Genomic DNA, 16,466 nt, shown 5'->3' on the forward strand with positions numbered 1-16,466 from the left:
GCGCACCATGACGCGCATGGGCCGTGGCGCGCTGGACGTGCTGGGCACCGACGGTGAGTTCGTGCCCTGCGTGCACACCGTGGGCGCGCCGCTGCAGCCCGGCCAGAAAGACGTGGCCTGGCCCTGCAACAAGACCAAGTACATCGTGCACTACCCCGAGACGCGCGAGATCTGGAGCTACGGTTCGGGCTACGGCGGCAATGCGCTGCTGGGCAAGAAGTGCTTCGCGCTGCGCATCGCCTCGACCATGGGCCGCGACCAGGGCTGGCTGGCCGAGCACATGCTGATCCTGGGCGTGAGCAACCCCGAGGGCAAGAAGTACCACGTGGCAGCCGCCTTCCCGAGCGCCTGCGGCAAGACCAACTTCTCGATGCTGGTGCCGCCCGAGGCCTTCGCCGGCTGGAAGGTCACCACCATCGGCGACGACATCGCCTGGATCAAGCCCCAGGCCGATGGCAGCCTGCGCGCCATCAACCCCGAGGCCGGCTACTTCGGCGTGGCCCCCGGCACCAACACGCTGACCAACCCCAACTGCATGGCCAGCCTGGACAAGGACGTGATCTTCACCAACGTGGCGCTCACCGATGACGGAGACGTCTGGTGGGAAGGCATGGAAAAGGACACCGGCGGCCTGCCGGCGCACCTGATCGACTGGCAAGGCAAGGACTGGACACCCGAGATCGCCAAGCAGACCGGCGCCAAGGCCGCCCACCCCAACGCCCGCTTCACCGTGGCCGCGACCAACAACCCCGCACTCGATGCCGCCTGGGACGACCCCAAGGGCGTGAAGATCGATGCCTTCATCTTCGGTGGCCGCCGCTCCACCACCGTGCCGCTGGTGACCGAAGCCAAGAACTGGACCGAAGGCGTCTACATGGCCGCCACCATGGGTTCGGAAACCACCGCTGCCGCCTTCGGCCAGCAGGGCGTGGTGCGCCGCGATCCCTTCGCCATGCTGCCCTGCATGGGCTACACCATGAGCGACTACTTCCAGCACTGGCTGACGCTGGGCGAGAAGCTGGCCGCCTCCGGCGCCACCCTGCCCCGCATCTACACCACCAACTGGTTCCGCAAGGACGAAGCCGGCAAGTTCGTCTGGCCCGGCTACGGCGAGAACATGCGCGTGCTCAAGTGGATGATCGACCGCATCGAAGGCAAGGCTACTGGCCAGGAGACCATGTTCGGCGTGGCCCCAGCCTATGCCGAGATCAACTGGACCGGCCTGGATTTCAGCGCCGCCCAGTTCGACACCGTGACCAGCATCGACAAGGCCGCCTGGGCCGAGGAACTGAAGCTGCACACCACGCACTTCGAGCAACTGGCCTACCACCTGCCCCAGGCCCTGCTGGACACCAAGGCTGCCATCGAAAAGCGCCTGGCTGCCTGACGCTCGCTGACTCACCGCCGGACGGGCCTTGCCGGGCCCGGCGGCGCCGAAGCCGCCCGGACCTCTTGGCCCGGGCGGCTTTTTTTGCATCGGAAAGGCGCCCATGAAAAAAGCCGTGGCATTCCACGGCTTGAAGGTTCTTCCACCAGGCTGCCGCGCAGGGCGGCAGACGGACAGGCTCAGTAGCCTGCGCGCAGGTCGTTCACCGTGCGCACGCCCATGGCGTGGTTCAGCTCGGCCATGATGCGCGGATCGCGGATGGCGACCTGCCAGGTGCGCTCGTCTTCGGCGGCACGGCGGCGGCTTTCGGCCCAGCCAGCGAAGCCGGCACGCAGGGCAGCGGCGGCGCGGCGGGCAGGCGCCGAGAGCAGGGCCAGGGCGGCGAATGCCACCAGCCACAGCACCATCCAGGCGGCCAGCAGGTGGCCTTCACTCCAGGTGTCGATGACCTGGTTGGCCACCACCAGCAGGGCGGCGACGATGGCGGCGAGCAGGAGGGAGGCGGCGCCACGGGCGCTGTCAAAGCCGGCTGCGATGCCCTTGATGGCGGCAGCGGCGTTCTGGGCGCGGATCACGCCCGAGTGTTCGGTTGGATAGTCAACGTGTGCAAAACTGGTCATTTGGTTTCCCCTTTACAGCGCTTGTGGCGACATTGCCGGGCGAGTGGCTGAATATTAGGGTTTACCCCAGGTATTATCAAGTTTATATCTTGAATCACTGCCATTCACTGCAGTGATGTATTCGTTTCTGCTGGCGCACCAGCAACAAAAAAGCCGTGGCATGCCACGGCTTGAATGTCGAGGTCGGCCCTGCCTTCCGGCAGGAGCGGCAACTCAGTAGTACTTGCGGATGTCGGACAGGCCGTGGTTCAGTTCGGCCATGATGCGCGGGTCGCGCAGGGCGACCTGCCAGGTGCGGCGGTCTTCAGCGGCATGGCGCCGGCCTTCGGCCCAGCGGGCGAAGCCGGCGCGCAGGGCCAAGCCGGCGCGGCGTGCAGGTGCGGACAGCAGGGCCAGGGCGGCGAATGCCACCAGCCACAGCACCATCCAGGCCGACAGCAGATGCCCGTCGGTCCAGCGGTCGACCACCTGGTTGGCCAGCACCAGCAGCGCGGAAACCACTGCGGCCAGCATCAGCGAGGCAGCGCCCCGGGCGCTGTCGAAGCCAGCGGCGATGCCCTTGAGGGCCGCGGCGGCGTTTTCGGCGCGGACCACGCCAGGGTGTTCGGTCGGATAGTCCACATGTACAAAATTGGTCATTTCGGTTCCCTTGTTCAGCGCTTGTGGCGACATTGCCGGGCGATGGGCGAATACTAGGGTTTACCCTTTGGTGTTTCAAGTTTATATGTTGAATCATTGGTATTCACATCGGTGATGATTTGACGCCATGCCCACCCGCCTCAACTTCCGCTCGCTCGACCTGAACCTGCTCCGGGTGTTTGACGAAGTCATGGCCGATCGCAGCCTGACCAAGGCCGCCAACAAGCTGTCGCTGACCCAGCCGGCCGTGAGCAACGCCATGCGCCGCCTGCGGGAGGTGCTGGGCGACGACCTGGTGGTGCGCAGCGGCCAGGGCGTGGAGCCGACCCCCCGGGCGCTGGCGCTGTGGCCGCCCATCCGCGATGCCCTCACGCAATTGCAGGAATCGCTGGCGCCTGGCCGCTTCGACCCGGCCACGGCCGAGTCCACTTTCGTGCTGGCCATGGCCGACGCGACCGGAGCCACCCTGGTGCCGGGCCTCGTTGAAATCCTGGAAACCGAAGCGCCTGGCATCGCGGTGCGCGTGGTGCCCCTGACCACCCGCGACCCGCGCCGCCTGCTGGAGGAGGAGGCGGCCGACATGGCCGTGGGCTACTTCCCGGCGGTGCTGGCCGACCTCACGGCGCGCGCGCAGTCGGGCGGCATGGTGTCGTTCGAGAGCCGGCGCCTGTACGACAGCGAATACATGTGTGTGATGCGCCAGGGCCACCCGCTGGCCGATGCGCCGCTCACGCTCGATGCCTACTGCGAGGCGCGCCACATGCTGGTGAGCTTTTCGGGCCGGCCCTTCGGCTTCATCGACGAGGCCCTGGCGTCGCTCGGGCGCCGGCGGCGCGTGGTGCTGACGGTGAACCAGTTCTTCACCGCGGGCCGCGTGGTCTCGGGCTCGAACATGCTCACCGTGCTGCCGCGCCACTTCGTGCCGGTGACCGGCATCTCGGGCGCGCTGGTGCAGCGCTCCCTGCCGTTCGACGTGCCACCCGTGCATGTGGACGCACTGTGGCGGCGCAACAGCACCCAGGAGGCGGCCAAGGGCTGGCTGCTGGCGGCGCTGGCAAGCGCCGCGCGGCGCGCCTTTCCGCACGAGGAACCGGGCCACCCAGTCCATGCGCCGGACCACGGAACGCCGTAGACTCGATGCCCCATGCGCATCCAGATCCTGTCCGACCTGCACCTCGAAGCCAACCCCGATTTCATGCCCGAGCCGGCGCCGGATGCGGACCTGCTGGTGCTGGCCGGCGACATCGGCTCCTACCAGGAAGGCGGCGACATGCAGGACACCGACTTCGGCCTGGCGCGCTTTTCGCCGCTGCCGCAGTTCGCAGGCTGGCCCACGCCGGTGCTGTTTGTGCCAGGCAACCACGAATACGACGCGCTCGACTTCGATGTCGCCCACGCGCGCCTGCGCGCCAGCTGCGAGCGCCTGGGCATCCGCATGCTGGAGCGCGAGACCCTGGTGATGGACGGGGTGCGCTTCGTGGCCACCACGCTGTGGGCCAACTACGACGCGCTGGCCGACGACGAGCAGGCCAAGGACCTGGGGCGCCGCCTCAAGCTGCGCGAGAAGGCCTTTCGCGCGGCCAACTACTACCTGAGCAAGATGGGCGGCACCAAGGATGGCGAGCCCTTCCTGGCCGAGCCCATGCGCGAGCATGCCCTGGTCTGCGAGCAGTGGCTGCGCGAGGCGCTGGCCACGCCCTTCGAGGGCACCACGGTGGCCATCACCCATTTCGCCCCGAGCCTGCGCAGCGCCGACCCGCGCTATGGCGTGGTGCCCGGCACGGCGGGCTTTTGCAATGTGCTCGACGACCTGCTGCCAGGGGCGCAGCTATGGATCCATGGGCATCTGCATTCGCCCAGCGACTACGTGGCAGAGGGTGTGCGCGCCGATGGCAGCAAGTGGGAGTGCCGTGTGGTGGCCAATCCGCTGGGCTATGTCCGCAATGGGGAACAGGAAACCTTCCGACCGCGCTACTGCGTCACCGTATGATGGCCCGGCAAGGGACTGCCCTTGCAACGCGCAGGATCCAAAAAGCCTGATACAGGTCAAGACAACAAGCACCGGCGCACCTTAGTCTGACTATTCCAATAGGAGAACTCGAACATGAACATCCTGCTTGCTGTCGACGGCAGCGCCTACACCAAGAAAATGCTCGCCTACCTGGCCGCCCACGAGGAGCTGCTGGGTCCCAAACACGACTACGCCATTCTCACCGTGCAGGCCCCCCTGCCACCCCGCGCCCGCTCGGCCCTGGGCAAGGAGGCTGCGGAGGCCTACCACGCCGAAGAGGCCGACAAGATCCTCGCCCCGGTGGCCAAGTTCCTCGGCCGCCAGGGCGTGCAGCCCAAGCGCCTCGTCAAGATCGGCGCGATCGGTGAGACCATCGGCAAGGTGGCCGAGACCGGCCGCTACGACCTGCTGGTGATGGGCTCGCACGGCCACGGCGCCCTGGCCACGCTGGTCATGGGCTCGGTGACCACCCAGGTCCTGGCCAATTGCAAGGTGCCCGTGCTGCTGGTGCGATAAGGCGCTCGGCCCGCCAAGCAAGACGCCAGGCATGCCGGGCGTTTTTCATTCCAGGCTGGTGGCCTACCGTGCAACCAGGCCGTCGAAGCAGGTGCGCAGCACCAGGTCCACGATCTCGGCGTCGGAGTACTGGCCGCTTTCCTTGAGGAAAGTGACCACCGGATCGCAGGCACGCGCATACAGGGTGTAGAGCACCACCAGGGGCGGCAGCGTGGGGTTGATCACGCCCTGTGCCTGGGCTTCGGTGATCCATTCGCCGATCTGGTCGCTGACGCGGACCAGGCGGTCCAGGTAGTCGCCGTTGGCCATGAGCACGGCACGCAGCGAGGAATTGCGGCTGGGCAAGAGCGGCATCTCGTTGGTCAGCAGGCGCTCCAGCGACCAGCGCACCAGCGCGCGCAGCTTCTCGTGCGCGGGCTGCTCGGCCGGCAGCGCGGACAGGTAGACATGCACGCGCTCCAGGATCTGCACCATGGCAGCACTGCACAGCTCTTCCTTGCTGCAGAAATGCTTGTACAGGCTGGCCTTGGCGATGCCCACCGCATTGGCGACATCGTCCATGGTCATGGCATCGAAAGCCTTCTCCCCCAGCAGGCGGCAGGCCGACTGGAGAATCGCGCCCTCCCGGGCCTGGTGCATCTGCTCCTTGAAGGACACTTTGGGTGGTAGCGTGGTGGACATGGGCCCCATCTTATACATTGCAGTAAAAAAATAAATGACAAAGTTGCTTTGCAACTACGTCGTTCACGTTTTAGTCTGCAGGAATCGTGCCGCCCCACTGCGGGGAATGTTATTTCGTGCGGGTTACCCCTTGTTGACGGCTTTTGCCGCTTCCGGGCTGCAATTCAGGGCTGGGTCAGCGTCTTGGCGGCCGTGGTGGTGAGGGCGGCGCTCAGGGCATCGAGCACCACCGACTCCAGGTTCCAGCAGTGCCAGTACAGCTGGATGGGCAGGGCGTGGCCGGGCGCCAGGTCGACCATGCTGCCGTCGGCAACCGGCCCGCGTGCCAGCAGCTCCGGCACCACGCCCACGGCCCAGCCCGCGGCCACCGCACGCATCTGGCCTTCGGTACTGGGGACGAACAGGTGGTTCAGCGCCACGCGCTTGAGCCCGAAGGCGCGGGCCACGAACTCGGCCGCCATGTCGTCCTTGCGGTTGAACGACAAGAAGGACACCTCGCGGAAATTGTGCGGCGTGAGCCCGTGCGGCAGGTGCTTCTCCGCAAAGTCGCGCGAGGCCACGGCCACGTAGCGCATGGCGCCCAGCGGCACCATCTTGCAGCCGCGCAGCGCCTGCTTGAGCGTGGTGACGCAGCCCAGCACCTGGCCCGAGCGCAGCCACTCCTGCGTGAAATCCTGGTCATCGACGATGATTTCCAGCGGCAGGCGCTGGCCCACCAGCTCGTGCAGGGCGCCCATGGCCCAGGTGGCGATGCTGTCGGCATTGATGGCGATGGAGATGCGCTCGTCTTCGCGCGTAGCCCCGGGTGCGCTGGGGGCCAGCTCCTGCAGGTCGCGCTCCAGGTCGGCGCGCAACAGGCGCATCTGCTTGGTGTGCTTGAGCAGCAGTTGCCCCGCCGAAGTCGGCCGCAGCGGCCGGCTGCGCACGATGAGCACCGAACCGACCTGCGCCTCCAGCGCGCGCAAGCGCTGGGAGACGGCCGACTGCGTGACATTCAGGCGCTGGGCAGCACGCTCGAAGCCGCCCTCTTCAACGATGGCGGCAAGGCATTCCAGGGCGGCGGGGTCATAGGTGCTCATGGCGGGCTCTCGGCAAACGTTACAAGGGACGCCTTGTGGGCGGCCATTGCATTAGACAGACTGATGCGTTTGGATGTAGTTTAATTTTGCTTTTAGTGGAACGCAATGTGGATCACACTGCCATCCATGAAAACCATCATCCTGGGCGCCGGCATCATCGGCATCAGCACCGCGTGGCACCTGCTGGAACGGGGCCACGAGGTCATCGTGGTCGACCGCCAGCCCGATGCGGCGCTGGAGACCAGTTTTGCCAACGCGGCGCAGATCTCGGTGAGCTACTGCGAGCCCTGGGCCAACCGCGAGGCCCCGCTCAAGGCGCTCAAATGGATGTTCGACAAGGAGGCGCCGCTGCTGTTCCGCCCTCAGCTCGACTGGGAGCAATGGCGCTGGGGCCTGAAGTTCCTGGCCCAGTGCAATGACACGGCCTTCGAGCGCAATGTGCAGCAGATCGTGGCGCTGGGCGCCTACAGCCATGCCGCGCTCAAGGAGCTGGTGGCCACCACCGGCATCGAGTACAACCGGCTCGAACGCGGCATTGCCCACTTCTATACCGACCAGAAGTCCTTTGACGACGCCGGCCATGCCGTGGAGCTGATGCGCAAGCACGGCGTGCAACGCCGGCTGGTGAGCAAAGAAGAGCTGCTGCAGATCGAGCCCGCGTTCAAGGCCTATGGCGAGCACATCACGGGTGGCACCTACACCAGCACCGACGAGAGCGGCGATGCGCGCGTCTTCACGCAGGCGCTGGCACGGCGCTGCGCCGAGCGCGGCGTGCAGTTCCTCTACGGCCACGACGTGCTGCGCCTGAACAGGATCGGCGACGCCATCGACTCGGTGGCCGTGGTGCCGCGCGCGGCCAACGGGCTGAAGAAGGATTTCCTGCTCAAGGCCGACGCCGTGGTCGTGGCCTGCGGCTCCTACAGCGCGCCGCTGTTGCGCACCGTGGGCGTGGACCTGCCGATCTACCCCGGCAAGGGCTACAGCGCCACCTTCCCGCTGCTCAAGCCCGAAGCGGCACCCTCGGTCTCGACCATCGACGACGGCCGCAAGATCGCCATGAGCCGCCTGGGCAATATGCTGCGCGTGGCTGGCACCATCGAGCTGGGTGGCTACGACCTGTCACTCGACTCGCCGGTGGCCAGGGCCCGTTGCCACATGCTGTCGCGCCGCATCGAGGAGATCCTGCCCGGCGTGTGCGACACGCGCACGCCCGAGCAGGGCGGCAACCCGCAGTACTGGACCGGCCTGCGCCCCGCCACCCCCACCAACATCCCCTTCATCGGCCGCACCCGCCTGGGCAAGCTGTGGGTCAACGCCGGCCACGGCACGCTGGGCTGGACGCATGGCGCGGGCTCGGGCAAGGCCCTGGCCGAACTCATCAGCGGCGAGCGCCCGGCGATGCATTTCGGCTTCCTGGGCGAGCAGGCCGCACGGCCGCGCGGCGCCACGCTGGCGACCTCCTGAGCGCTTTGCCGCCTTTCGGCGGAGCCCATCAGGGCTTCGGTTCAGGCCCCAGGGCCTCCTGCCAATGCTCGCCCATCCAGCGCAGCAGGTCGCGCCACATCGAGCGCACCTCGGCATCCGCCGGCATATTCAGCGCATGCGGCAGTTCGATGGTGACCACCGGCATGCCGCGGTGCACGCCGCCATAGTTGCCCAGCGACCCGGGAAAGATGCCCACCTGGTCCAGCCACAGGCGCCCCAGCCGCTCGGGCGGTGACAACGGGCCGTCGAAATCGAGCACGCCGTAGGGCGCATGGATACTCACGATCAGGTGCGGCTGGAAGGCCGCCATCTGCGCGTGCAGGAACTGCGATTCGGGCTCGGACAGCGGCGCCTTGCCGGGAAAGCGCCGCGGGTCGCGTTTGGTGCGCTTGTCCCAGTACAGCGGCGCATCCTTCTCCCAGCCGGGCGTGGGGAAGTTGCGGTTCAGGTCCACCCCGCGGCCGTTGGTGCGCGTGGCCGGCCGGGCCAGCAGGCCATCGGGGTTGAGCACGGGGATGAAGCGCCAGTGCACAGGCCGTTCGGTCTGCTCGGCCAGGGCGATCCAGCGCACGGCCAGTGCCGCGGCCGTGAGCTCGTCGCCATGGATGGCGCCAACGATCAGCACGCGCAGCGGGGCCTCGGCAGCGCCCGGCACGGCCGGGGCCGGCACATCGCGCCAGAACAAGGGCACCCCGTGCGCCGACAGCGCGCCGCTGGGCGTGAGCCCCGCTTCTTCGCACTGAGCACGGGACACGGTGGGCAGGCGTGACAGAAAGAGTGCACAGGCCCCGGGGCCGGCCGGAGCGGAGGCACGGGTAGCCACAGGTGCAGCGGGTGCGGGGAGAGCGGCCGGCTCCGTGCTTGCAGCGGAGAGGGCAGGAGGCGATGGCGCCTGGAGCACCTGTACGGGCGTCGGCGCCCGCTGCGCCGTCGTGCCGCGCTCGACATCGGCCCGCGGAGCAATCCACAGGCCCCCTGCCGCCAGGGCCGCAAGCACGGCGCCGGCCAGCACCGGACCCCGCCAGGCCGCGCCCTGGGGCCGCGCAGGGGAGGCGGAAAAATCGCCCTGGGTCAATGCAGTACCCGGGTCGTGGCCAGGAAGTCCGCCAACGCGCCATCGAACGCGTCGGGGTCTTCGAGCTGGGGCCAGTGGCCTGCGTACGGCAGGTCCAGGTAGCGCGCATCGGGCAGCACATGGGCCAGGGCCTGCAGGGCCGCCGGCGGCGTGCAGCGGTCCTGCGCACCGCCGAGGATCAAGGTGGGCATGTGCAGCTGGCCCAGCACGCCGGCGCTGCGATCAAAGGTGGACAGCGCCTGCGGCGCGCGGCGGTAGGAGCCTTTGTAGACCTGTGAAAGGGCATGGGTGGCCAGGCGCACGCCTTCGGGCAAGGCGCCGCTGCCGATGAACTGCGGCACCAGGGCGTGGGCCAGGCGCTCCATGTCGTCCTGCGCGGAATCGAGGGCTGCCAGTCGCGGCTCCACCCAGTCCCGCTGGGCCCGGGCATCGAGGGCCGGACCGCCGGCGCACAGCACCAGGCGGCGCACCACGGCGCTCTGGCGCACGGCCACCTCCAGCGCCACCATGGCGCCCAGGCCATGGCCAACCAGCGTGACCGGGCCGCACTGCAGCGCAGCGATCAGCGCCAGGCAGCTTTCGGCCAGGCCCTTGAAGCCGTAGGGTTCGATGGGCGCGCTGTTGCCGTAGCCGGGCATGTCCCAGGCCACGGCGCGGTAGCCCAGGCTGGCCAGGGTTTCGACCTGGGGCGCGAAGGTCAGGTGGCCACCGTCTGCGTCGTGCAGCATGAGCACGGTGTGCCCGCTGCCCAGGGTGGAGAAATGGGGGAGAAGAGCCATCAATGTCCTGCAAAGGCCCTGCCACGGGCAGGGGTCAACCCATGATAGCCGAGGCTTTTTTAACCCCGGACGGCGGTCGGGCCATACGGGTGCTACCCCGAAGACAGCATGGCTGTGGCTTGCAGCCCATAATGGCCCCCTGCCCCCTTCCAGCCACCGCGCCTGTCCTTTCGTGAACCGCCCCCTGCCCCGCCCCGCCCTTGCCCGGCCCCCGAGCTTCTCCGCCCGCGAGTTCCGCGATGCGCTGGGCATGTTCGCCACGGGCGTCACCATCGTCACTGCGCGCAATGAGGACGGCTCGCTGGTGGGGCTCACGGCCAGCTCGTTCAATTCGGTCTCGCTGGCCCCGCCGCTGGTGCTGTGGAGCCTGTCGCGTGGCGCCAGCACCATGCCGACCTTCGCCAACGGCGCGCACTACGCCATCAACGTGCTCGCAGCGGACCAGAAGCAGCTGGCCGAACGCTTCGCCACGCGCGGCATCGACCGCTGGGCCGGCGTGCAGCACCACCCCGGCACCAACGGCGCGCCCGTGCTCGATGGCGCGGCCGCGGCCTTCGAATGCTTCAACCGCAGCCGCTACGAAGAGGGCGACCACCTGATCTTCGTGGGCGAGGTCGAGCACTGCAGCCACCGCGCCGGCGTGCCGCCGCTGCTGTACCACGGCGGGCGCTTTTATACCGAGCACCCGCTGTGATGCCGGGCGTGCTGGTGCGCCATGTGAGTACCGGCAGTGCCCGCCGCCTCAAGGTGGGCGCGCGCAGCGTGCTCAGCGCCATCGGCAAGGCGCCGGTTGCCGGCCCGGTGGCCGTGGGGCGGCTGGGCCTGGCCGGCGATGAACAGGCGGACCTGAATGTTCACGGCGGCCTGGACAAGGCGGTCTACGCCTACCCGGCTGTGCACTACGCCTTCTGGCAGGCGCAGCGGCGCGAGCGTGGCGTGAGCCTGTTCGATGAGGAGCTGCCGCCCGGATTCATGGGCGAGAACCTCACCGTGGACGGGCCGCTGGAGCACGAGGTCTTTGTCGGCGACGAGCTGCACTTCCCCGATTGCGTGCTGCGCGTGACCGCACCGCGCGAGCCCTGCTTCAAGTTCCCTGCCGTGATGGGCTTTGCCGAGGCCGGCCGCGCCATGGCGCTGGCGGGCTGCTGCGGCTACTACCTGGCGGTGGACCGGTCCGGCAGCATCGTGGCGGGCCAGCAGGCCACCCTGGTGCCTGGACGGCGCTCTCTGAGTATCGCCCAGTCCTTTGCCGCGAAGTTCGCCAGGCACTCGCGCTAGCCAGCGCGTCTTTCAGCTCTGCGCGGCGGGCCCCGGCTGAGGTTCGCTCCATTGCCGCGCCTGTTCCTGCAGCTGTGGAAACACCTTTCCCACCAGCGCCAGTTGTGCGGCCATCAGGCTGTGATTGGAAGCGGCAGGCGCCCCGAATTCCTGCAGCACCTGTGCCACCGCCGGGGCTGCGGGCACCCTGGAGATGCTGGCCCCGGTCTGCCGCTGTGCCTGTTCCAGCTGCCCGGCCAGCTGCTGCAGGGACGACAGCAGCGCCCCGGCCATCTCCTGCGACCTGGCATCCACCGACTGCGCCCCTGCCCCGCCGCGCTGGGCGCCCAGGGCCGAGAGGTAGTTGAGCTGGGTGTGCGACAGGCGCAGGAAGTTGGCCACCGCCGCCACGTTGCCGCGCACACCGCGGGGCTCCTTGAGCATGGCGCTGTAGGAGTTGGACAGCGCGGCATCGGCATTGTGGGCATTGCGCCGCGCCAGGCGGTATTCCAGGTGGTCGTGCTTGCCGCTGTGGTACTGCGCCAGGATGGCGCGCAGGTACAGCGCCTGCGTCTGCAGCACCTGGGCCGCCAGCCGCGGCCACTGGCGCGACTGCCAGTGCGGCAGCACCAGCCAGGCGGCTGCGGCCGCGATCAGGCAACCGGCCGCCGTGTCCAGCAGGCGCGCGAGGATCACGCCCTGGGCCATGCCCATCTGGTGAAAGCCCAGCAGCAGCAAGGTGGTGACCGCTGCCGTGGCCAGCACATAGCGGGTGTGGCGCGCACCGAAGAACACGGCACCGGCCAGCACCAGCAGTGCGGCCTGGAGCAGCGCCGACGGAAACAGCTGGACGGCCGCCCAGCCCAGAGCCAGGCCGATGGCCGTGCCCTGGGCGCGCTGCAGCAGCCGTGTCTGCGTGGCCGCGTACTGCGGCTGGCTCACGAACACGATGGTCAGCAGGATCCAGTAACCGTGCGGGTCGCTGGTGGCCTGCATGAGGGCAAACCCCGCCAGCAGCGACAGGGCCAGCCGCACGCCGTGCCGCAGCCAGGGCGACTGCGCATGCAACTGCGCACGCACACGGCCCCAGGCATCGCGCAGGCTGCGCGGCTCGCGGTCGAGCAGGGCGTGGTCGACACCGGCCCCGGCGGCCGCACCTCCCAGTGCGGTGGCGAACACCGCGGCCATGGCTGCCAGGTTGGCACCCAGCGCATGCAAGGAGCGCAGGGGCCGGGCCATGGAGGCGGCACCCTGCGATCCAGCCAGGTCGGCGGCGACGCCATCCTGGTGCGCGATGGCGGCCTGCATGTCCTCGATGGCGCGCGAGGTCATCCCCGCGTGCTGCGGGGGCGACTGCTGCTGGATGGCGAGCGACAGCCTGAGCGACTGTTCGCCCAGCAGGGTGAGCACGCGCTGGCAGCGGTAGAGCGCGTCGCTGTGGAAGAACGCCGTGGCCAGCAGGTCGTAGTGCTCGTGCGAGGAGCTCGCGCGCTCGTGGACGTCCTGCGCGGCCAGGTACTGGTGCATGGCGGCCTGCAGCCAGGCGGGCGGCTGGCCACGGCCCATGCGGCTCATCAGGCTTTCCTTGGCGGCATTGAGGGCATCCACCACGCGCCCGTTGTGCAGGGCCAGCGCCATGCGCCGGTGCTCCAGGTCCACATCGCGCACCGGTTCGAGCAGCAGGGCCTTCAGGCGCAGGTACTCGCCCAGCACCGCGTACAGCCGGGCCAGTCGAAACCGCACCGGCGCGCGCGGCATGGCGCCGGCCCAGGCCACCGAGACCAGCCCGTACCAGGCCGCGCCGGCCAGCATCAGCGGCGTCGCTTGCGCCGCCCCGGCGCGGCTGGTGTGGGCCGCCAAGGCCGCATAGATGAACAGCACCAGCGTGCCGAAGGCAATGGCCCGGTAGCGCTCGCCAATTGCGCCCAACAGGGTGAAGGCCAGGGCCGACAGCGCCAGCACCGCCATCAGCACCCAGGGCCACGCCACCGTGGCCCACACCGCCAGCGCCATGAGGCCGAAACAGCCCAGCGTGAGCAGCTGCGCGCGCAGGCGGCCGCGCCAGCTGTCGTCGGTTTCGGTCAGGGCGCTGGCGATCACGCCCAGCAGCACCGGCATCAGCTCGGTCTGCCACCCCTCCCCCCAGCCCCAGGCCAGCACAGCCGCCAGCGCGGCAAAGGCACGCGCTCCGCGCGTGAAGCCTTCATGGTTGCGTGCGCGTTGCCAACTGGATTTCCAGGATGCTTCCACAGGAATGCCTCATATCAGGGATTACCCTGATATTAAGCAATAAACCGGCCAGAAGGCTGCTCAGGCCGCCCCGTGGCAGCACACGCACAGCTTGTTGCCGTCCGGATCGCGAAAATACGCCCCGTAATAGTTCGCGTGGTACTGGGGGCGCAGGCCGGGCGGGCCGTCGCAACTGCCGCCATGGCGCAGGGCCAGGGCATGGACTTCGTCCACCGTGCTCCGGTCGGCCGCCAGCAGCGCGTTCATGGCGCCATTGCCCGGGCTGGCGGCCTGCCCGTCGAACGGGCGGCCGATGAGGAACAGCGGCCGCGCAACGCCGGGCACCTGCCAGCCGGCCCAAGGGACGCCAGGCTCGCAAAAGCGCTGCGCCAGGCCCAAGCGCCCGAGCACCGGGCCATAGAAGGCCAGGGCGCGCTCGAAATCGTTCACGCCGATATGGACATGGGACAGCATGCGCCGATCACCTCCTCCAGAAAGCTCGCCGAACGAAAGCGGCGCGAGACCTCAGCGCACGGTGTCAGGCAGCTCGATCTTGACCTCGAGCACTTCCAGGTTGTCCTGGCGTTCCAGGTGCACCTTGAGGTCTTCGGGGTTGATCTTCACGTACTTGGAGATCACCAGCACCAGTTCGCGCTGCAGCGCGGGCAGGTAGTCGGGCTCGGACGCGTTGCGGCCGTTGCGTTCGTGCGCCAGGATGATCTGCAGGCGCTCCTTGGCAACGCTGGCCGTCTTCTTCTTTTCGCCGAGAAGAAAGGAAAGAAAGGATGCCATGTCTTACTTGCTCCCGAACAGGCGTTTGAAGAAACCGGGCTTTTCGGCTTCGATGAAACGCAGGGGCTTTTCCGCCCCGAGGAAGCGGTCGACGACGTCCTTGTAGGCCTCGGACACGTCCGTGCCCTGGGCATGGATGGCCGGCGTGCCCTGGTTGGACGACTGCAGCACCACTTCGGACTCGGGGATCACGCCGATCAGCTTGATGCGCAGGATGTCCTGGATGTCCTCCAGCGAGAGCATCTGGCCGTCTTCGACCCGGCTCGGGTTGTAGCGGGTGATCAGCAGGTGCTCCTTGATCGGCTCGCCACCCTCGATCGCACGCTTGGTCTTGCTGCCCAGCATGCCCAGGATGCGGTCGGAATCGCGCACCGAAGACACCTCGGGGTTGGTGACCAGGAGGGCCTCGTCGGCGAAGTGCATGGCCATGAGGGCGCCGCTCTCGATGCCGGCGGGCGAGTCGCAGACGATGTACTCGAAGCCCATCTCGGCCAGGTCCTTGAGGATCTTCTCCACGCCGTCCTGCTTGAGGGCGTCCTTGTCGCGCGTCTGGCTGGCGGCCAGCACGAACAGGTTCTCGCACTGCTTGTCCTTGATGAGGGCCTGGTTGAGGTTCCCCTCGCCCTGGATAAGGTGGATGAGGTCGTACACCACACGGCGCTCGCAGCCCATGATGAGGTCCAGGTTGCGCAGGCCGACGTCGAAGTCGATCACGGCGGTCTTGTGGCCGCGCAGGGCGAGGCCGGTGGCAAAGCTGGCGCTGGTGGTGGTCTTGCCCACTCCCCCCTTGCCGGAGGTCACGACGACGATTTTGGCCATGGATTATTGGATCTCTCTGGGGTTGATACGTACGGGATTGCGCAGCGGCTCGATGAAGAGCTTCTCGCCTTCCAGGCGCACCTGGGCCGGCCTGCCCGCGACCTCGTCGGGCAAGGCGGTCTCCGTGGTGCGGTAGATGCCTGCGATGGATACCAGTTGCGGCTCCATGCAGGTGGAAAAGATGCGTGCCTCGGTGTTGCCGCGGGCGCCGGCAATGGCGCGCCCGCGCAGCGGGGCATACACGTGGATGTTGCCATCGGCAATGACCTCGGCACCGAAGCTGACCATGGCCAGCACCACCAGGTCGCAGCCGCGCGCATAGACCTGCTGGCCCGAACGCAGCGGCTTGTCGACCACCATGGTGCCGGGGCCGGCCACGGGCACTTCGCGTACCACCTCGACCTCGTGCACCACCTCGCGGATGACTTCCTGCACCTGGACGGGTGTTTCGGCTGCCTGCTCTGCCGGTTCTTCTTCTGCGGGCGGGGCTTCGGCACGGGGAGGTGGAACATCGGGCGCCACGCTGAGGCCCGCTTCGCGCGCGGCCTCCATCTGGGCCGCGTTGCCGCCGCGCACCGCCACGGGAAGGGTGCGGTGCTCGCGCAGCACGGCGACGATGACGGCGAAGTCGATGGATTCCTCGGCCTCGCGCACCAGGGCCAGATCGATCAGCACCGGGTCGTTGTCGAAGAAGCCGGGGGCGTCGGCGACCCGTTCGGCCAGTTCGGCAGCGAACTGGGCCGCATCGGTGGTCTTGAGCAGCACGGCCACCACGGGCAGGCTTGCGCTCTTGAGATCGAAGCGGGTGCGGACCTGGGCCGCCGTGGAAAAGGCCATGTCGACGGGGTTGGTTGATTGGAAGCGCCTGGAAACCCCAGGCGCCATGGGCAAAGTGTACCGTGGGCCCGCAGGTGCCCTGTTTCGGGGTGTCCGGCCGGTGCCAGCGGCCTTGGCGCGCCCCTCCCATAATCGGCCGCCATGTCCATCGCCCGCAAAACCCACCTCGATTCCCTGGCCGTCGGCCTGTTGCTCGCCTGCTGCATGTTCTGGGGCTTCCAGCAGGTGCTGGTCAAGGCCACGGTGGCCGAGGTGGCACC

18 protein-coding genes and 1 pseudogene are annotated in these 16,466 nt (G+C 68.2%); 8 read left to right on the top strand and 11 right to left on the bottom strand.

Going from position 1 to position 16,466, the window contains the following annotated elements:
* Positions 1–1,387: phosphoenolpyruvate carboxykinase (GTP) (locus tag ACK59X_RS07585; RefSeq protein WP_409956279.1), on the top strand; the 1,387-nt coding region annotated here is incomplete at its 5' end.
* A 179-nt stretch (positions 1,388–1,566) separates the two neighbouring features.
* Here the strand turns inward: ACK59X_RS07585 and ACK59X_RS07590 are convergent.
* Together ACK59X_RS07590 and ACK59X_RS07595 are read right to left on the bottom strand one after the other, a co-directional pair.
* Positions 1,567–2,007 (bottom strand): hypothetical protein, encoded by a 441-nt coding sequence (locus ACK59X_RS07590; protein ID WP_409956280.1) that lies wholly within the window; start codon positions 2,005–2,007, stop codon positions 1,567–1,569.
* A 213-nt stretch (positions 2,008–2,220) separates the two neighbouring features.
* Entirely contained in the window at positions 2,221–2,646 is a 426-nt protein-coding gene (locus ACK59X_RS07595) for a hypothetical protein (RefSeq protein WP_409956281.1), read from the bottom strand.
* A gap of 127 nt (positions 2,647–2,773) precedes the next feature.
* On the opposite strand from ACK59X_RS07595, the gene ACK59X_RS07600 reads away from it, so the two are divergent.
* The 3 genes from ACK59X_RS07600 (at position 2,774) to ACK59X_RS07610 (ending at position 5,173) form a co-directional block, all read left to right on the top strand.
* Positions 2,774–3,778, top strand: a complete 1,005-nt coding sequence (locus tag ACK59X_RS07600; RefSeq protein WP_409956282.1) for a LysR family transcriptional regulator — start codon at positions 2,774–2,776, stop codon at positions 3,776–3,778.
* Between the two features lie 12 nt (positions 3,779–3,790).
* Positions 3,791–4,636, top strand: a complete 846-nt coding sequence (locus ACK59X_RS07605; protein WP_409956283.1) for a metallophosphoesterase — start codon at positions 3,791–3,793, stop codon at positions 4,634–4,636.
* 114 nt (positions 4,637–4,750) lie between these two features.
* On the top strand, positions 4,751–5,173 hold the full coding sequence (locus ACK59X_RS07610; protein WP_409956284.1) for a universal stress protein: 423 nt from the start codon (positions 4,751–4,753) through the stop codon (positions 5,171–5,173).
* A gap of 63 nt (positions 5,174–5,236) precedes the next feature.
* Here ACK59X_RS07610 and ACK59X_RS07615 read toward each other — a convergent pair whose 3' ends face one another.
* On the bottom strand, positions 5,237–5,854 hold the full coding sequence (locus ACK59X_RS07615) for a TetR/AcrR family transcriptional regulator (RefSeq protein ID WP_409956285.1): 618 nt from the start codon (positions 5,852–5,854) through the stop codon (positions 5,237–5,239).
* A gap of 164 nt (positions 5,855–6,018) precedes the next feature.
* Complete coding sequence (locus ACK59X_RS07620) at positions 6,019–6,933, bottom strand: LysR family transcriptional regulator ArgP (RefSeq protein ID WP_409956286.1); 915 nt, start codon at positions 6,931–6,933, stop codon at positions 6,019–6,021.
* A gap of 126 nt (positions 6,934–7,059) precedes the next feature.
* Between ACK59X_RS07620 and ACK59X_RS07625 the strand changes: the two genes are divergently transcribed.
* On the top strand, positions 7,060–8,397 hold the full coding sequence (locus ACK59X_RS07625; protein ID WP_409956287.1) for a D-amino acid dehydrogenase: 1,338 nt from the start codon (positions 7,060–7,062) through the stop codon (positions 8,395–8,397).
* Between the two features lie 28 nt (positions 8,398–8,425).
* Here the strand turns inward: ACK59X_RS07625 and ACK59X_RS07630 are convergent, their stop codons facing one another.
* Complete coding sequence (locus ACK59X_RS07630; RefSeq protein WP_409956288.1) at positions 8,426–9,172, bottom strand: M14 family zinc carboxypeptidase; 747 nt, start codon at positions 9,170–9,172, stop codon at positions 8,426–8,428.
* A 317-nt stretch (positions 9,173–9,489) separates the two neighbouring features.
* Positions 9,490–10,272, bottom strand: coding sequence for an alpha/beta fold hydrolase (locus tag ACK59X_RS07635; RefSeq protein WP_409956289.1), 783 nt, complete (start codon positions 10,270–10,272; stop codon positions 9,490–9,492).
* Between the two features lie 172 nt (positions 10,273–10,444).
* On the opposite strand from ACK59X_RS07635, the gene ACK59X_RS07640 reads away from it, so the two are divergent.
* Positions 10,445–10,966 (top strand): flavin reductase family protein, encoded by a 522-nt coding sequence (locus ACK59X_RS07640; RefSeq protein ID WP_409956290.1) that lies wholly within the window; start codon positions 10,445–10,447, stop codon positions 10,964–10,966.
* Positions 10,966–11,550, top strand: a complete 585-nt coding sequence (locus tag ACK59X_RS07645; RefSeq protein ID WP_409956291.1) for an MOSC domain-containing protein — start codon at positions 10,966–10,968, stop codon at positions 11,548–11,550. Before ACK59X_RS07640 ends, ACK59X_RS07645 begins: the two co-directional genes overlap by 1 nt.
* A gap of 12 nt (positions 11,551–11,562) precedes the next feature.
* Here the strand turns inward: ACK59X_RS07645 and yccS are convergent, their stop codons facing one another.
* Genes yccS through minC form a run of 5 tightly spaced genes read right to left on the bottom strand, consistent with a single transcriptional unit; the run spans position 11,563 to position 16,206 of the window.
* On the bottom strand, positions 11,563–13,779 hold the full coding sequence (gene yccS / locus ACK59X_RS07650; RefSeq protein ID WP_409956292.1) for a YccS family putative transporter: 2,217 nt from the start codon (positions 13,777–13,779) through the stop codon (positions 11,563–11,565).
* A gap of 60 nt (positions 13,780–13,839) precedes the next feature.
* Complete coding sequence (locus ACK59X_RS07655; protein ID WP_409956293.1) at positions 13,840–14,232, bottom strand: VOC family protein; 393 nt, start codon at positions 14,230–14,232, stop codon at positions 13,840–13,842.
* Between the two features lie 51 nt (positions 14,233–14,283).
* Positions 14,284–14,550, bottom strand: a complete 267-nt coding sequence (minE, locus tag ACK59X_RS07660; RefSeq protein ID WP_007855949.1) for a cell division topological specificity factor MinE — start codon at positions 14,548–14,550, stop codon at positions 14,284–14,286.
* A gap of 3 nt (positions 14,551–14,553) precedes the next feature.
* Complete coding sequence (gene minD, locus ACK59X_RS07665) at positions 14,554–15,369, bottom strand: septum site-determining protein MinD (RefSeq protein ID WP_409956294.1); 816 nt, start codon at positions 15,367–15,369, stop codon at positions 14,554–14,556.
* 3 nt (positions 15,370–15,372) lie between these two features.
* On the bottom strand, positions 15,373–16,206 hold the full coding sequence (minC, locus tag ACK59X_RS07670; protein ID WP_409956295.1) for a septum site-determining protein MinC: 834 nt from the start codon (positions 16,204–16,206) through the stop codon (positions 15,373–15,375).
* A 141-nt stretch (positions 16,207–16,347) separates the two neighbouring features.
* Between minC and ACK59X_RS07675 the strand changes: the two are divergent.
* Positions 16,348–16,466: pseudogene (locus ACK59X_RS07675) on the top strand (EamA/RhaT family transporter); the annotation flags it as partial.

The sequence above is a fragment of the Acidovorax sp. genome, assembly GCF_046339755.1.
GTDB lineage: Bacteria > Pseudomonadota > Gammaproteobacteria > Burkholderiales > Burkholderiaceae_C > Acidovorax.

Excerpts from the sequence above, each read along its gene's own strand:
- ACK59X_RS07590 (WP_409956280.1), bottom strand. The coding sequence starts at position 2,007 with ATGACCAGTTTTGCACACGTTGACTATCCAACCGAACACTCGGGCGTG.
- ACK59X_RS07595 (WP_409956281.1), bottom strand. The coding sequence starts at position 2,646 with ATGACCAATTTTGTACATGTGGACTATCCGACCGAACACCCTGGCGTG.
- ACK59X_RS07600 (WP_409956282.1), top strand. The coding sequence starts at position 2,774 with ATGCCCACCCGCCTCAACTTCCGCTCGCTCGACCTGAACCTGCTCCGG.
- ACK59X_RS07605 (WP_409956283.1), top strand. The coding sequence starts at position 3,791 with ATGCGCATCCAGATCCTGTCCGACCTGCACCTCGAAGCCAACCCCGAT.
- ACK59X_RS07610 (WP_409956284.1), top strand. The coding sequence starts at position 4,751 with ATGAACATCCTGCTTGCTGTCGACGGCAGCGCCTACACCAAGAAAATG.
- ACK59X_RS07615 (WP_409956285.1), bottom strand. The coding sequence starts at position 5,854 with ATGTCCACCACGCTACCACCCAAAGTGTCCTTCAAGGAGCAGATGCAC.
- ACK59X_RS07620 (WP_409956286.1), bottom strand. The coding sequence starts at position 6,933 with ATGAGCACCTATGACCCCGCCGCCCTGGAATGCCTTGCCGCCATCGTT.
- ACK59X_RS07625 (WP_409956287.1), top strand. The coding sequence starts at position 7,060 with ATGAAAACCATCATCCTGGGCGCCGGCATCATCGGCATCAGCACCGCG.
- ACK59X_RS07635 (WP_409956289.1), bottom strand. The coding sequence starts at position 10,272 with ATGGCTCTTCTCCCCCATTTCTCCACCCTGGGCAGCGGGCACACCGTG.
- ACK59X_RS07645 (WP_409956291.1), top strand. The coding sequence starts at position 10,966 with ATGCCGGGCGTGCTGGTGCGCCATGTGAGTACCGGCAGTGCCCGCCGC.
- ACK59X_RS07655 (WP_409956293.1), bottom strand. The coding sequence starts at position 14,232 with ATGCTGTCCCATGTCCATATCGGCGTGAACGATTTCGAGCGCGCCCTG.
- minE (WP_007855949.1), bottom strand. The coding sequence starts at position 14,550 with ATGGCATCCTTTCTTTCCTTTCTTCTCGGCGAAAAGAAGAAGACGGCC.
- minD (WP_409956294.1), bottom strand. The coding sequence starts at position 15,369 with ATGGCCAAAATCGTCGTCGTGACCTCCGGCAAGGGGGGAGTGGGCAAG.
- minC (WP_409956295.1), bottom strand. The coding sequence starts at position 16,206 with ATGGCCTTTTCCACGGCGGCCCAGGTCCGCACCCGCTTCGATCTCAAG.